This window comes from Kineococcus mangrovi (genome assembly GCF_041320705.1).
GTDB classification, from domain to species: Bacteria; Actinomycetota; Actinomycetes; order Actinomycetales; family Kineococcaceae; genus Kineococcus; species Kineococcus mangrovi.
In genome coordinates this window covers 1-13,873 of the sequence record NZ_JBGGTQ010000013.1, presented here as the reverse complement: position 1 = coordinate 13,873, position 13,873 = coordinate 1, and the positions used below count along the sequence as shown (strand labels likewise).

Here is a 13,873-nt window from a genome sequence, read left to right as displayed (position 1 = left end):
GCCCGCAGCAGCCCGCGGTGCGGTGCGTCCCGCTGGGTACCGTCTGGCCATGAGCACCCGGAGCGCCCCCGAGCAGCCGTCCCGGTTCCCGCGCGCCGTCTACGGGGTGGGCGACGAACCGGACCCCCGGTTCTCCTTGGCCAACGAACGCACGTTCCTGGCGTGGATCCGCACGTCCCTGGCGCTGCTGGCGGCGGGGGTCGCGCTGGAGGGCCTCAGCCTGCCGCTGCAGCCGGACCTGCGGTTGGCGGCGTCCCTGCTGCTGGTCGTCCTCGGGTTGCTGACGCCGCTGCAGGCGTGGCGCGGGTGGGCCCGCGACGAGCGGGCCATGCGCACCGGGACACCGCTGCCCTCCCCCGCGCTCGCGCTGCCGCTGACGGTGGGCACGTCGGTCACGGGCGTCCTCATCGTCCTCGGGGTGCTGTTCCGGTGACGGACCGCGGGCTGTTCGACCCGGGGCTGCAGCCCGAACGGACCGCGCTGGCCTGGCGCCGGACCTGCCTGGCCGTCGTCGTCCTGTCGCTGGGGGGTGCCCGGCTGATGGCGCCCCGGCTCGGCGCGACCGCCGTCGTCCTGGGGGTGGCCTGCGCGGCGGCAGGGGTCGTCCTGCACCACCTGGCCGGGTCCCGGCAGCGCCGGCACACGGCCCACCTGCTCACGGACGGTCACCTGCGGGACGCGACGACCTCGGCCCACCTCCTGCTGCTGCTCACGGTCGTCGGGGTCGTCATGGGCGTGACGGCCGCGGCGTTCGTCGTCGTGCGGGGTTTCTCCCCGGCGGGGTGAGGATCACCCCCAGGGCAGCGCGCTCCGCGTCGCCCAGTACGCCTCGGGCCGTTCGACCACGCCGTCCGGCACGGTGGCCGGGAGCCGCGCGGCGAGGTTCTGCGCCAGCTGCTCCCGCGTCACGGCGCCGCTGAGGACGACGTCGACGAACGGCTGGGCCAGGGCGGAGCCGAGGGCGAACGCGTCGACGGTCTGGCCGTCGAGGCGGGCGAGCTCGGCGACCGCCGGGTCGGCGCCGTGCGCGGTGAGCCGGCCGTTGGCGACGCCCTCCTTGACGACGACCAGCCAGCCGTCGTCGTGCGCCCGGGCGAGGGCGGGGCCCACGGAGCGTTCCAGCAGGTTCCACGTCGCCTGGACGGCGGTGAAGGGCGTGGACCCCGCCGAGGCACGGTCCACGACGGCGCCCTGCGCCGGTCCGCTCGTCGAGATCCCCACCCGCACACCGGACCCGGCGAGGTCGGCCAGCGCCCGCAGGAGCGGTTCGTCGTCGAGGGCACCGGAGTCGGGGGTGACCGAGTGGACGAGGTAGGCGTCCGGGGGGCCGCCGAGCGCCTCCAGGGTCTCGGGCCACTGCCGCTCGAACAGGGCCAGGGAGTGCTCCTTGCGCTCGTGCACCTCCGCGTCCAGCGCCCAGTCGCCGACGTACTCGTAGCCCCACTTCGACCCGACGGTGAGCTGCTCGCGGCGGCCGGGGTGCGCGGCGAGCCAGGCACCGAGGAACCGCTCGGCGTACCCGTAGGAGCGGGCGGTGTCGACGTAGCGCACCCCCGCGTCCCACGCCGCGTCCAGCAGCGCGTGGCAGCGGGCCCGCATGTCCTCCACGGAGCGGGCGGCGGCGAGGTCCTGCTCGCGGCCGAGCGTGATGTACGCCGGGCGGCCGACGGCGGCCAGCCCCAGCCCCAGCCGGTGCACCCCGGGAGCGGTGTTCGTCACGCGGGTAGCGTAGGTGCGGGCCCCGCACCGGGTGCCCTGCACGTCCCCCGCACGTCCCCCCACGAGTCTCGAGTTGGAGACGCATGAACAACGCGCTGGGCGCCACCACGAGCGCCGGCCCCACCGTCTTCGTCGTCTACGGGGCCAGCGGCGACCTGGCCAAGCGCCTGGTCATGCCGGGCTTCGCGGCCCTGGCGGCCGCCGACCTGCTGCCCGAGCGGTGGGTCCTCATCGGCAGCGGCCGCCGCGCCACGCCGGACGACCAGTACCGCGAGCACGTCCGCGACGGTCTGCAGGAGTTCGCCCGCGGCAAGAACGGCGTCACCGACGAGGTGATCGAGTCGATCCTGCCCGGGCTGCGGTTCGCCGGCGGCGGGTTCACCGAGGACGACCCGGGCGAGCTGCTCGACGCGATCGCCGCCGCCCGCGAGGAGGTGGGCGAGGACGCGCAGGTCGTCCACTACCTCGCGCTGCCGCCCTCGACGTTCCAGGCGTACACGAAGGCCATCGCCGCGCAAGGCCTCGCCGAGGGCACCCGCGTCGTCTACGAGAAGCCCTACGGCACGTCGCCGCAGTCGTTCGAGGAGCTGGACCAGCTCGTCCTGTCGGTCTTCGACGAGCAGCAGGTCTTCCGCATCGACCACTTCCTCGGCAAGGAGGCGACGCAGCAGCTGCACGTCATCCGGTTCGCGAACCGGATGATCGAGCAGCTGTGGTCGAACGAGCACGTCGCGCAGGTGCAGATCGACGTGCCCGAGGTGCTCGGGGTCGACGAGCGCGCGACGTTCTACGACGAGACCGGCGCGACGCTGGACATGCTCGTCACCCACCTGCTGCAGGTCGCCGCGGAGGTCGCCCTCGACCCGCCGTCGGACTGGACCTCGGACGCGCTGGCGCAGGCCCGCGAGGCGGTCCTGGCGAAGTTCCGCCCGATGGACCCCGCCGAGGTCATCCTCGGGCAGGGCACCGGCTACCGGGAGATCAAGGACGTCCGCGAGGGGTCGACGACGGACACGTTCGTCGCGGCCCGCGTCTGGGTCGACACCGAGCGCTGGCAGGGGGTCCCGTTCGTCCTGCGGACGGGCAAGAAGCTCGCCGAGAGCCACCAGCACGTGACCCTCGTGTTCAAGCGGCCGCTGAACTCGCCGCAGAAGGACGACGAGGCCGCGCCCGAGACGCTGACGTTCACGCTGTCCGGCAACGGCTCCGTGTTCGCCGGGGTCACCGCCCGCCGGCCCGGCGTCTCCGACGACCTCGTGCCGGGCAAGCTCCACCTGGACCTGGCCGAGCTGCCGAACGCCGAACCGCTGCCGCCGTACGCCGCGCTGCTGCGCGACGTGCTCATCGGCGACCGCGCCCTGTTCACCACCTCGAACGGTCTGCGCGACGCGTGGCGGGTCGCCGCGCCGATGCTCGACCACCGGCCCGAGCTGCACCCGTACGAGCCGGGGACCTGGGGCCCGGGAGCGGCCGAGGCGATCGCCGCTCCCTACGGGTGGCTGACCGAGCAGCACGGCCGTCTTCGACCTGGACGGCACGCTGGTGGCGGGCGACGCGTTCGGGGCGTTCCTGCTCGGCCGGTGGCGGCGCTCGCCGCTGCGCCTGGCCGCCGCCCTCGCGGCGGCACCGCTGCTGCTCCTGGACCGCCGGGCCGAGCTGCTCGTCGTCGCGACGGCCACGGCCGGGACGACGGACGCCGCGCTCCGACGGCGGTGGCGCGAGCACGCGGCCCGGCACGCGCGGGCCGGCGGGGTCCCCGAGGCGCTGGAGCGGCTCGCGGCGCACCGGCGGGCCGGGGACCGGGTCCTCGTCGCCACCGCCTGCGCGGACCCCCTGGCCCGGCTCGTCCTCGACGCCCTCGGCCTGGCGGACGTCGAACTCGTCGCCACGCCCTACGAGCACCGGCGGTGGCGGACCCCGCGCGCGAGCGCGATCCGCGGGGAGGCGAAGGTCCGGGCGCTGCGGCGGGCGGGGGTCGTCCTGCCCGTCGACGACGCGTACAGCGACAGCCTGCGCGACCTCCCGCTGCTGCGGGCGGCCCGCACGCCCCACCTGGTCCGGCCACGACGGCGGGACCTGCCGCGGTGGCGGCGCGCGCTGGGCGGGGTGGAGGTGCTGGGCCCGGTGCGGGGCGCCGGGCCGGCACCCCGCACCGGTCTGCTCAGGCGGGTCGTGCGCCGGCCTGCTCCTCCTCGGGGACGGTGACGGCGCCGGTCATGATCGCCACCCCCTCGCCCATGGTGTGCGAGGACGGGGTGATGACGGCGGCGCGCCGGCCGAGCCGCTGGATGTGGATGCGGTCGGCGACCTGCCACACGTGCGGCATGTTGTGGCTGATGAGGATGACGGGCATCCCGCTGTCGCGCAGCTGTTCGATCATCGACAGGACGAGGTTGCCCTCCTTCACCCCCAGGGCCGCGGTCGGCTCGTCGAGGACGACGATCTTGCTGCCGAACGCGGCGGCGCGAGCGACGGCGACGGCCTGGCGCTGACCGCCGGACAACGTCTCGACGGCCTGGCCCATGTCCTGGATCGTCTGGATGCCGAGCCGCTGCACGGCCTCCCCCGCACGCTGCTTCATGCCCTTCTTGTCGAGCATCCGGAACACCGAGCCGAGGATCCCCGGCCGGCGTTCCTCCCGCCCCAGGTACAGGTTCGAGGCGATGTCGAGGGCGGGGGCGACGGCCAGGGTCTGGTAGACGGTCTCGATGCCGGCCTCGCGGGCGTCCTGCGGCCGCTTGAACTCCACGACCTCCCCGTCCAGCCGCAGTTCTCCCGCGTCGGGCACGACGGCGCCGGTGAGGGCCTTGATGAGCGTCGACTTCCCGGCGCCGTTGTCGCCGATGACGGCGAGGACCTCACCGGGGTGGAGGTCCACGTCCACCCCGTCGAGGCCGACGACCCTGCCGTACGTCTTGACCAGGCCCCGGGCCTGCAGCACCGGGGTCCGCGTCTGCTGGGTGCCCGGTCGCTCGTTCACGCCTTCACCTTCCGGATCCACTGGTCGACCGAGACGGCGACGATGACGAGGACGCCGATGGCCAGCACGCGGAACTGGTCGTCGACGCCGGCCAGGGAGAGCCCGCTGGCGAACGACTGCACGATGAGCGCCCCCAGCAGCGTGCCCAGGACGCCGCCGCGGCCGCCGAACAGGCTGGTGCCGCCGATGACGACGGCGGTGATGGAGGCCAGGTTGGCGTCCGTGATCGCGTTGGGGCTGGCCGCACCGGCGCGTCCGATGAGGACCCACGCGGTGATGCCGTAGATGAGACCGGCCGCGGCGTAGACGCTCAGGAGGACGCGCTTGACCTGGATGCCGGCCAGGCGCGACCCCTCGGGGTCGTCCCCGACGGCGTAGACGTGCCGGCCCCACGCGGACTGGCTCAGCGCGAAACCGACGACGACGTACAGCAGCGCGACGACCAGGACACCGGTGGTGATGTAGAAGCTGCCGGGACCGAACGGCCGGATGGCCTCACCGGTCCAGTTCAGCAGACCGGGCAGCTCGTCGTCCTGGATGGACTGACCGCCGGAGTACAGCAGCGCGATCGCGGTGAAGATCGACAGCGTGCCGAGGGTGACGATGAACGGGGGCAGGTTCACCCGGGTGACGAGCAGGCCGTTGAGGGCACCGGCCCCCACGCCGACCAGGACGCCGACGAGCAGGCACAGGATCCCGGGCAGGCCGTTCTCCGAGGCCAGGGTCGCCGAGAGCATGGTGGCGAGGATCGTGATGGCCCCGACGGACAGGTCGATGCCGGCGGTGAGGATGATCAGCGTCTGCCCGATGGCCAGGGCCGCGACGACCGCCGTCTGCTGCACGAGCAGCGACAGGGCGTTGGGCTGGGCGAAGTTCGGGTTCAGCGCCGTGAACACCACGACGGCGAGGACGAGGATGACCGCCGGGCTGACGGCGGGGTAGCTGTGCAGGACGTGCTGGACCCGCTGCGCCGGCGTCTGCCGCCGCTTCGCGAGCTCCTGGGCGGCACCGGTCGGTGCGCTGGTGGTCGCCACCTCAGCCCCAGCAGATCTTCGACGCGTCCGCGGAGGTGATGGACTCGACCCCGTCGACGGGCTGGTCGGTCACGAGGGCGACACCGGTGTCGTAGAAGTCCAGACCCGGGCTGGTCGTGGGCTCGGTGCCGTCCGCGGCGTAGTCCGCGATCGCCTTGACCCCCAGTTCGGCCATCTTCAGCGGGTACTGCTGGGACGTCGCGCCGATCACGCCGTCGGTGACCTCCTTGACGCCGTCGCAACCGCCGTCGACGGAGACGATGAGGGCACCGGTGCTCCCGGCGGCCTTGAGGGCGTTGTAGGCACCGGTCGCCGCGGGTTCGTTGATCGTGTAGACGACGTTGATGCCCGGGTTCTTCGTCAGGCAGTTCTCCATCGCGGTGCGGCCGCCGTCCTCGGCACCGCCGGTGGGTTCGTTGCAGACGATGGTGTACGTCCCGCCGTCGTAGTTCCCGGTCGCGGCCTCGTCACCGTTCTTCTGCTTGTCCTTGGTGTCGATCCCCATGCCGGTGAGGAAACCCTGGTCGCGGTTGTAGTCGACCGAGACGACCTTGTCGTTGAACAGGTCCAGCAGCGCGATCGTGGCGGGTTTCCCGGCGAGCTGGCCCTTGGTCCACTGGCCGATGAGTTCACCGGCCTTGAAGTTGTCGGTGGCGAAGGTGATGTCGACGGTGTCGGCCGGGTCCGGCGGGGTGTCCAGGGCGATGACGTACAGGCCGGCGTCGCGAGCCTTCTCGATCGCGCTGTTCACGCCGGGCCCGTTGGGCGTGATGATGATGCCCTTCTGGCCGCCGGCGATGGCGTTCTCGATGAGCTGGACCTGCCCCTGCTCGTCGCCGTCCTCCTTGCCGGCACCGATGGTGAGGTCGACGCCGTCCTTCTCGGCCTCGGCCCTGGCGCCTTCCTGCATGGCGACGAAGAACGGGTTGGTCGAGTCCTTGGTGATGAGCGAGACGGCGACCTGGTCGCCACCGCCGCCGCCACCACCGCTGCCTCCGGCGTCGTTGCCGCCGCAGGCCGCGACGGTGGCCACGGCCGCCACGCAGGCGAGCACGGCGGCGGGGCCGCGGTGACGGAACTTCGTCATCGCGGAGGGGGTGATCGGTGCACGGGACATCTGGGGTTCCTCCTGGCGCTGCGGTGCGCGGCATGACAACGTTGTCGAGTCCCGTTTGTAGTGCACCGGGGCCGCGCCGGTCAACGCGGACGGGACAGCCGTGACGCATCCGTGACAGCCAGCTCACCGAGGAGCCCGACGTGACGAGCCACCCACCACCCCCGCCACGGGCGACCATGCGCGAGGTCGCGAGCGCCGCCGGGGTGAGCCTGAAGACGGTCTCGCGCGTGGTCAACGGTGAGCCCGGGGTCCGGGAGGTGGTCCGCCGCGAGGTCGAGGCGGTGGTCGAGGAACTGGGCTACCGGCACCACCGCGGCGCCAGCGACCTGCGGCGCAGCGGGCAGCGCACCCGCGCCATCGGCGTCCTCGTCCAGGACATCGCGAACGACTACTCGGCCCGCCTGCTGCGCTCCCTGGAGGACGCGACGCGCGAACGGGGTTTCGTCCTGCTGGCCGCGAGCCTGGACGAGGACGCCGCGCGCGAGCGGCAGCTGGTGACCGAGATGATCGCCCGCCGCGTCGACGGGCTGGTGCTGATGGCCGCCACCGACCGGCAGGACTACCTGGCCGCGGACGTGCGCGCGGGGTTGCCCGTCGTGTTCGTGGACCGGGTGCCGCACGGCCTGGACGTGGACTGCGTGACGATCGACAACGCCGGGGGAACCCGCGCCGGGGTGGAGCACCTGCTGGGGCGGGGCCACCGGCGGATCGCGTTCCTCGGGGACCTGCCGGCCATCCCCACGGCGCGCGAACGGCTGGCGGGGTGGCGCCAGGCGCTGGTCGCGGCGGGCGCGACCCCCGACCCGGCCCTGGTGCGGGACGGTCTGCGCACGGTCGACGCGGCGCGGGACGCGCTGGGGGACCTGCTGCGGCTGCCGGACCCGCCGACGGCCGTCTTCGCCGCCCGCAACGTCCTGACCGTGGGGTGCCTGCGAGCGGTGCGCTGGGACGCGCCGGCACCGGCGCCGGAGGTCGTCGGGTTCGACGACGTGGAGCTGCTGGACCTGCTGGAACCGCGGACGACCGTCGTGCGCCAGGACGTCGAGGCGGTGGGCCGGGCGGCCGCGGACCTGCTGGAGCGGCGGATGGCCGCGCACGGCTGGCCGGCCCGGCACGTCGTGCTGCCGACCGAGCTCGTGGTGCGGTGACGTGTCCTGCCCCGCGCGGGGCGGTCCAGGGTCCAGGCTGGGGGCATGGCGGACGACCTGCTGGCCGACCCGGGGAACTTCCCGGAACTCATGCTGCTCCCCCACCTCGACGACGAGTGGACGGAGGTCAGGCTCGGGCGCCGCAGCGACGGGGCCTGGGAGGTCTACGTGACGATCCGCGTCGACGAGGGCTACCGCAACGAGGCGGCGGCCCAGGCCGTGGCCGACCACTACCGGGAGAACCTCGAGGCGTTCGTGGAGCACCGGCGACGCAAGCGCCGGCGCCCCTGAGGCAGGCCCGGGCAGGCCCGGTCAGGCCCGGTCAGGCCCGGTCAGGCCCGGTCGCGCAGGTCCCGCTCCAGCTCCGGGGCGGCGGCGAAGGCGGGAGCCGGCAGCGGCTGGGGTGCCGCGTGCGCGGCGGGCTGGACGGCGGGGGCGGGGTGGAAGCCGGCGACGGGGCCGTTGGGCTGCTCGAACACCTGGACGACCCACACGCGCCCGTCCGCCGAGCGCACGGCGCCGAGGCCGACGACGCTGACCTCGGGGCGCAGGATGTTCGCGCGGTGGCCCGGGGAGGCCATGAACGCGCCCTGCAACTGGTCGGAGTCCGCGCCCACGCCCACGTTCTCCGCCACGAGCGACCAGCCCTGCAGCTGCCGGGACAGGTCCGGGTTGTGCTTCAGCTGCGCGTCGCCGGCCATCCGGAAGGCCCAGTCGGTCGCGACGCGGTTGGCCTCGTCGCTCAGCCCCAGCGCCGGCAGGCCCGCCCCGGCGCGGGCGTCGTTGACCAGTTCGTAGGAGCGCCACGCCTGCCCGCCGTCGCCGACCAGGCCCGGGCCGTCCGCGTGCGCGGCACCCGCACCGGCCACACCGGCCGCTGCGGCCACCGCCACGGCTGCTCCCAGGAGGCGGTGGCGACGGGTGGTGCGGCGGGGCGTGCGGGTGGTGGTGTCCACGATGTCCTCCGGACGATCTGGGCTGCGGGGGGTCGTTGCTCCCCCACTGCCTCGGCCGTCCGGGGCCGTTCCTGTAGCCCGATCGGGCGAGGAGCGGTGACGGCGCGTCCCGCTGACGGCACGGACACCCGCCCCACGTCCGGGCGGACCCGGGCCGGTGTACGTGGTCGGTGTGCGGGACCGGCGCCCGCGGCTGCGTCAGGACGCGGGCGCGGACGGTTCGAGGTGCTGGACCCCCACGACCCCCAGGAGCGCGATCCTCTCGGCGGTCCCCGTCCCCGGTCGCGGCCGGAACAGGACGAGCCGCTGGCCCGACGGCGGGCTGACGACGACGTCGCACTCGAGGTCGAGGCGGCCGACCTGCGGGTGGTGCAGCACCTTGTGCGTGGTGCGGCGCGTCGCGACCTCCTGCAGCGCCCAGATCCGGCGGAACTCCCCGCTGGCGGACTCCAGGGCGCCGACGAGTTCGCGGACGTCGGCGTCACCGGGCCGGGTCCCGCTGGCCAGCCGCAGGTCGGCGACGTACTCGCGGCCGAGCTGGTCGTGCTGGGCGGGGTCGTAGCGCCCGCGCAGGTCGGGATCGGTGAACCACCGGTGCACGAACGCCCGGCGCAGTCCCCGCTCGGTGGCGATCGGGCCCAGCAGGGCCACGTTGAGCGGGTTCTGCGCGACCACCGTGGTGAGGTCGTCGGTGACGAGCGCGGGCACGTGCGGGGCGAGCGCGTCCAGGACGCACATGAGGCCGGGGTCGGCGTACCCCTGGGAGCGGTGCCGCGCCGGTGGTTCGTGGCCGGCGAGGCGGTGCACGTGGTCGCGCTCGTCGAGCGTCAGGCGCAGGGCACGGCAGATCGCGCCGAGCACCTCCAGCGACGGCCGCGCACCGCGGGCCTGCTCGATGCGCTCGTAGTGGTCGGTGGAGACGGCCGAGAGGACGGCGACCTCGTCGCGGCGCAGACCGGGGGTCCGGCGCCGCCCGCCGGGGACCAGCCCGACGTCGGAGGGGGTCAGCTGCTCGCGGCGGTGACGCAGGAAGGCGGCGAGGGCCCGCCGGTCTCCGGGGCTCATGCCCCCAGTGTGGCGAGGACCCCGGCGGCCAGACCCGGACAGCCCGTCCGGGGCTGCGCCGTACGTCGTGGACGCGCCCGGACCGCCCCAGGATGGCCGGGCAACCGACCACCCCCAGGAGGAGAACCGTGGTTCCCCAGCAGATCGTCCTCGTCACCGGCGCCAGCCGCGGCCTCGGCCGCAGCGCCGCCCGCCACCTCGCGCACGCCGGTTTCGGCGTCATCGGGACGTACCGGTCGAACGCCGCGCAGGCGCAGTCGGTGATCGCGGAGGTGAGGGGGCACGGCGTCCCCGGCACCGCGCTCCAGCTCGACGTGGCCGACGCCTCCACCTTCGAGACCTTCGCGGGCAGCGTCCGCGACGCCCTCACCGCCGCGGGCGCCGAGCACCTGCACGCGGTCGTCCACTTCGCGGGGTACGGCGTCCACGCGCCGTACGTCGAGACGAGCGCGGCCCAGCTCGAGGAGATGCTGCGCGTCCACGTCAGCGCACCGTTCCTGCTCACCCAGCAGCTGCTGCCGCTGATGACGAGCGGCGGTCGCGTCCTCAACGTCTCCTCCGGCCTCACCCGGTTCACCGGCCCGGGGTACGCCGCGTACGCGGCGGCCAAGGGCGCCGTCGAGGTGCTGACCCGCTACCAGGCCGCCGAGCTCGGCGACCGCGGGATCCGCGTCAACACCCTGGCGCCCGGCGCGATCGCGACGGACTTCGGCGGTGGTGCGGTCCGCGACGTCGCCGCCGTCACCGACGCCGTCGTCGCCGCCACCGCCCTGCACCGGGTGGGGCAGCCGGACGACATCGGCGCGGCGGTGCCGGCTCTGGTGTCCGACGGGTGGGGCTGGGCCTCGGGGACGCGGATCGAGCTGTCCGGCGGGCAGTCGATCTGACGGGTCCTCAGCCGGCGGGTGCGGTGAGGTCGACCCTCCCGCGCCCGTCGCCGTCGTCGCGCCGCGAGCGCCCAGTCGTCGCGGTGGCCCCCGCCGAGGCCAGGACGACGAGCGCGACCCCGACACCGCCGAGCGGCGTCATCCGCTGCCCCAGCAGCGCCCACCCCGCGAGGGAGGCGATGACGGGTTCGAGGCTGAGGAGGACGCCGAACGTGCGCTGCGGCAGCCGGCGCAGCGCCGCCAGTTCCAGGGAGTAGGGCACGACGCTGGCGAGCAGGGCCGTCCCGAACGCGAGCCACGGACCCCCGGGCGCCGAGAGGGCCTGCAGCGCACCACCGGCGCCGAGCGGGACGAGGAGGAGGGCGCCGACGGCGGTGGCGACGGCGAGCCCGCCGTGGCCGGGGACCACCTCGCCGACGCGGGCGCTGGTCATGATGTACGCGGCCCAGAACGCCCCGGCCGCGAGCGCGAGGAGCACGCCGGTGGGGTCGAGGGAACCGCCGTGGTGCTCCCCGGTGACCCCCAGGACGACGACGCCCACGAGCGCGAGCGCGACCCACAGCAGCTCCCGGGCGCGGCGGCTGAGGACGGCCGACAGCGTGAGCGGGCCGAGGAACTCGACGGTGACGGCGGTGCCGAGGTCGATCCGGGAGATCGCGGCGTAGAAGCAGCCGTTCATCGCTCCCAGGCTCAGGCCGAGCGCGGCGGCGGCGCGCCACTGCAGCCCCGTCCAGCGCCGCACGCGCGGGCGCACCACGACGAGCAGCACGAGCGCGGCGAACCCCAGGCGCAGCAGGGTCGTCCCGGTGCTCCCGCCGAGGGCGAAGAGGTGGACGGCGAGCGCGGCGCCGACCTGCAGCGACGTGCACGAGCCGATGACGAGGAGGACGGGACCCACGGCTCCAGTCTGCCCACCGGGAACGGCCTGTCCAGCGGTTCTTTCTGCGCTGTACCGTTCAGTTCTGCTGACGAGTGGGGGAGCGGTGCTGGATGTCCACCGGTTGCGACTGCTGCGCGAGCTGGACCGGCGGGGAACGCTGGCCGCCGTGGCGGCCGCCCTGGGGTACAGCCCGTCGGCCGTCTCCCAGCAGTTGTCCCAGCTCGAGGTGGAGGCGGGGGCGCGACTGCTGGAGAAGTCCGGTCGCGGGGTCGTCCTCACCCCGGCGGCCCGGGTGCTCGTCGAGCACGCCGCGGTCGTGCTGGCCCAGCTGGAGCAGGCGGAGGCGGACCTGGCCGCGATGGCCGGGGAGGTGACGGGGGTGCTGCGCGTCGCGAGCTTCCAGACGGTCCTGTTCGCGCTCGTGCCGCAGGCCCTGACGCTGCTGGCGCGGCGGTTCCCCTCGCTGCGCGTCGTCATCGACCACCGCGAGGCGGCGCCGTCGTTCTCCGCGCTGGCCGCCCGCGACGTGGACCTCGTCCTCGGCGAGGAGTACCCGGGACGCCCCCACCCGCGCTCGGCCGACGTCGACGAGGAGGACCTCGTCCACGACCGGCTCCGCCTGGCGGTCCCGGTGGGCGGCCCGTGGTCGGGGGCCAGGCGCATCGAGGACGTGGCGGCGGCGGCGTGGGTCCTGGAACCGGACGGCACCGACCCCGGTGACTGGGCCCTGGCCCGCTGCCGGAGCGCGGGTTTCGAACCCGACGTCCGCGTCCGGACCCCCGACGCGCTGCTGCACGTGCACCTCGTCGAGACCGGGCACGCCGTCGCGCTGCTGCCCGACCTCGTGCGGGCCGACCGTGGCCGCCTGCACGTGGTGGACCTGCCCGAGTCGCCGACCCGCCGGCTGTTCACGGGGGTGCGTCGCGGGGCCGGTGACCGCCCGGCGGTGCGAGCGTTCCGGGAGGCCCTGCGGGAGGCGCTGCCGCAGCGGTGACGGAGGACCGCGAGCGCCCGGGAGGCAGGTGGTCCCCCACCGCCCTAGTGTGACTCAGATCACGTTGTTGAACGCGTGCCGTTCGCGGGGTCCACGACTCCACCCCCGCGGACCCGAACGATCCGGCCGCACGCGGTGGCCGGACGACCTGGAGGAGGAACCATGTCCGAGCAGACCACCGGCACCGCCCGCCCCACCAGCACCGGCGTCGGCGTCGGCAAGCCCTCCGGCCTGGACAGCGAGCACGGCACCACCACCATCGCCGACACCGTCGTCTCCAAGATCGCCGGCATCGCCGCCCGCGACGTCTCCGGCGTCCACGCCCTCGGCGGTGGCGCCGCCCGCGCCGTCGGCGCCCTGCGCGAACGCATCCCCGGCGGGCGCACCAACCACTCCCAGGGCGTCTCGGTCGAGGTCGGCGAACGCCAGGCCGCCGTCGACATCGAACTCATCGCCGAGTACGGCGTCGCCATCGCCGACCTCGCCTCGGCCGTGCGCCGCAACGTCATCACCTCCGTCGAACGCATGACCGGGCTGGAGGTCACCGAGGTCAACCTGCAGGTCTCCGACGTCCACCTGCCCGAGGAGGACGACGACGAGGAGGACGCGGAGCAGCGCACCGCGCGGGTCCAGTGACGGGCCCCGCCGCCTCCCCGCAGGGCCCGGTCACGGTCGAGCAGCTGGCCGACGACCTCGCCGAGGTGGTCCGCGCCGTCCCCGGGGTCAGCGCCCTGCACCCCGGGGTGCTGGGTGAGATCGGGACGTACCTGCCCGGCCGCCGCGTCGCCGGCGTCCGGCTGCGCGAAGAAGCCCTCACCGCAGCCGCGGGGACGGGGCGGGCGGGACCTCACCCGGTCGAGGTGCACGTCGTCCTCGCGGCGGGGGCACCCGTCCGGGAGACCGCCGCCGCCGTGCACGCGGCCGTGGACCGGCGGCTCGCCACGTCCGGCCTGCACCCCGCGGTCCTCGTCAACGTGGCGGACATCGCCGTCGACCCGACGGCGCCGGCCGGCTGACCCGCCCCGGCCCCCGCCGCACCCGCACGGCCGCGGACCACGGGAGCCCACCCGGACCCCCGTGGTCCGTCCCCACC

Annotated in this window: 16 protein-coding genes and 1 pseudogene; 10 read left to right on the top strand and 7 right to left on the bottom strand. The window is 74.8% G+C overall.

Annotation, left to right across the window (positions count from 1 at the left end; genetic code table 11):
• Positions 1 to 49 precede the first annotated feature (49 nt).
• Entirely contained in the window at positions 50 to 433 is a 384-nt protein-coding gene (locus AB2L28_RS20265) for a YidH family protein (RefSeq protein ID WP_370720808.1), read from the top strand.
• Positions 430 to 786 carry a DUF202 domain-containing protein gene (locus tag AB2L28_RS20260; RefSeq protein WP_370720807.1) on the top strand — a complete coding sequence of 119 codons (357 nt, stop codon included), beginning with the start codon at positions 430 to 432 and terminating at the stop codon, positions 784 to 786. The genes AB2L28_RS20265 and AB2L28_RS20260 overlap by 4 nt, the downstream gene beginning before the upstream one ends.
• 3 nt (positions 787 to 789) lie before the next feature.
• Here AB2L28_RS20260 and AB2L28_RS20255 read toward each other — a convergent pair whose 3' ends face one another.
• Entirely contained in the window at positions 790 to 1,719 is a 930-nt protein-coding gene (locus tag AB2L28_RS20255; protein WP_370720806.1) for an aldo/keto reductase, read from the bottom strand.
• Between the two features lie 83 nt (positions 1,720 to 1,802).
• Between AB2L28_RS20255 and AB2L28_RS20250 the strand changes: the two are divergent.
• Positions 1,803 to 3,149: pseudogene (locus AB2L28_RS20250) on the top strand (glucose-6-phosphate dehydrogenase); the annotation flags it as partial.
• Between the two features lie 97 nt (positions 3,150 to 3,246).
• Positions 3,247 to 3,924, top strand: coding sequence for a haloacid dehalogenase-like hydrolase (locus tag AB2L28_RS20245; protein ID WP_370720839.1), 678 nt, complete (start codon positions 3,247 to 3,249; stop codon positions 3,922 to 3,924).
• Here the strand turns inward: AB2L28_RS20245 and AB2L28_RS20240 are convergent.
• The 3 genes from AB2L28_RS20240 to AB2L28_RS20230 are packed head-to-tail and all read right to left on the bottom strand — an operon-like array spanning position 3,881 to position 6,820.
• Complete coding sequence (locus AB2L28_RS20240) at positions 3,881 to 4,699, bottom strand: ATP-binding cassette domain-containing protein (protein ID WP_370720805.1); 819 nt, start codon at positions 4,697 to 4,699, stop codon at positions 3,881 to 3,883. The two genes, AB2L28_RS20245 and AB2L28_RS20240, sit on opposite strands and share 44 nt — an antisense overlap.
• Positions 4,696 to 5,733: an ABC transporter permease gene (locus tag AB2L28_RS20235; RefSeq protein WP_370720804.1), complete on the bottom strand. Its 1,038-nt coding sequence runs from the start codon at positions 5,731 to 5,733 to the stop codon at positions 4,696 to 4,698. The genes AB2L28_RS20240 and AB2L28_RS20235 overlap by 4 nt, the downstream gene beginning before the upstream one ends.
• A gap of 1 nt (position 5,734) precedes the next feature.
• Positions 5,735 to 6,820, bottom strand: a complete 1,086-nt coding sequence (locus tag AB2L28_RS20230) for a substrate-binding domain-containing protein (RefSeq protein WP_370720838.1) — start codon at positions 6,818 to 6,820, stop codon at positions 5,735 to 5,737.
• A 170-nt stretch (positions 6,821 to 6,990) separates the two neighbouring features.
• Here AB2L28_RS20230 and AB2L28_RS20225 point away from each other — a divergent pair, with 170 nt between their 5' ends.
• Complete coding sequence (locus tag AB2L28_RS20225) at positions 6,991 to 7,998, top strand: LacI family DNA-binding transcriptional regulator (RefSeq protein ID WP_370720803.1); 1,008 nt, start codon at positions 6,991 to 6,993, stop codon at positions 7,996 to 7,998.
• Positions 7,999 to 8,043: 45 nt separating this feature from the next.
• Positions 8,044 to 8,289: a hypothetical protein gene (locus tag AB2L28_RS20220; RefSeq protein WP_367640362.1), complete on the top strand. Its 246-nt coding sequence runs from the start codon at positions 8,044 to 8,046 to the stop codon at positions 8,287 to 8,289.
• A gap of 41 nt (positions 8,290 to 8,330) precedes the next feature.
• Here AB2L28_RS20220 and AB2L28_RS20215 read toward each other — a convergent pair whose 3' ends face one another.
• A complete protein-coding gene (locus tag AB2L28_RS20215) occupies positions 8,331 to 8,954 on the bottom strand; it encodes a CAP domain-containing protein (protein WP_370720802.1) in 624 nt (207 codons plus the stop codon).
• Positions 8,955 to 9,152: 198 nt separating this feature from the next.
• Positions 9,153 to 10,019, bottom strand: a complete 867-nt coding sequence (locus AB2L28_RS20210; protein WP_370720801.1) for a helix-turn-helix transcriptional regulator — start codon at positions 10,017 to 10,019, stop codon at positions 9,153 to 9,155.
• A 92-nt stretch (positions 10,020 to 10,111) separates the two neighbouring features.
• Between AB2L28_RS20210 and AB2L28_RS20205 the strand changes: the two genes are divergently transcribed.
• Complete coding sequence (locus tag AB2L28_RS20205; RefSeq protein ID WP_503167932.1) at positions 10,112 to 10,906, top strand: SDR family NAD(P)-dependent oxidoreductase; 795 nt, start codon at positions 10,112 to 10,114, stop codon at positions 10,904 to 10,906.
• A 7-nt stretch (positions 10,907 to 10,913) separates the two neighbouring features.
• Here the strand turns inward: AB2L28_RS20205 and AB2L28_RS20200 are convergent, their stop codons facing one another.
• Positions 10,914 to 11,804, bottom strand: a complete 891-nt coding sequence (locus AB2L28_RS20200) for an EamA family transporter (protein ID WP_370720799.1) — start codon at positions 11,802 to 11,804, stop codon at positions 10,914 to 10,916.
• Between the two features lie 85 nt (positions 11,805 to 11,889).
• Between AB2L28_RS20200 and AB2L28_RS20195 the strand changes: the two genes are divergently transcribed.
• The 3 genes from AB2L28_RS20195 (at position 11,890) to AB2L28_RS20185 (ending at position 13,796) form a co-directional block, all read left to right on the top strand.
• Positions 11,890 to 12,780 carry a LysR family transcriptional regulator gene (locus tag AB2L28_RS20195; RefSeq protein WP_370720798.1) on the top strand — a complete coding sequence of 297 codons (891 nt, stop codon included), beginning with the start codon at positions 11,890 to 11,892 and terminating at the stop codon, positions 12,778 to 12,780.
• A gap of 162 nt (positions 12,781 to 12,942) precedes the next feature.
• Complete coding sequence (locus AB2L28_RS20190) at positions 12,943 to 13,416, top strand: Asp23/Gls24 family envelope stress response protein (RefSeq protein ID WP_370720797.1); 474 nt, start codon at positions 12,943 to 12,945, stop codon at positions 13,414 to 13,416.
• A complete protein-coding gene (locus AB2L28_RS20185; RefSeq protein ID WP_370720796.1) occupies positions 13,413 to 13,796 on the top strand; it encodes a hypothetical protein in 384 nt (127 codons plus the stop codon). The genes AB2L28_RS20190 and AB2L28_RS20185 overlap by 4 nt, the downstream gene beginning before the upstream one ends.
• Positions 13,797 to 13,873: the final 77 nt, after the last annotated feature.

Bases quoted from the DNA above. Each gene is read 5' to 3' on its own strand.
- AB2L28_RS20265 (WP_370720808.1), top strand. From the start codon at position 50: ATGAGCACCCGGAGCGCCCCCGAGCAGCCGTCCCGGTTCCCGCGCGCC.
- AB2L28_RS20230 (WP_370720838.1), bottom strand. From the start codon at position 6,820: ATGACGAAGTTCCGTCACCGCGGCCCCGCCGCCGTGCTCGCCTGCGTG.
- AB2L28_RS20220 (WP_367640362.1), top strand. From the start codon at position 8,044: ATGGCGGACGACCTGCTGGCCGACCCGGGGAACTTCCCGGAACTCATG.
- AB2L28_RS20210 (WP_370720801.1), bottom strand. From the start codon at position 10,019: ATGAGCCCCGGAGACCGGCGGGCCCTCGCCGCCTTCCTGCGTCACCGC.
- AB2L28_RS20205 (WP_503167932.1), top strand. From the start codon at position 10,112: ATGGCCGGGCAACCGACCACCCCCAGGAGGAGAACCGTGGTTCCCCAG.
- AB2L28_RS20190 (WP_370720797.1), top strand. From the start codon at position 12,943: ATGTCCGAGCAGACCACCGGCACCGCCCGCCCCACCAGCACCGGCGTC.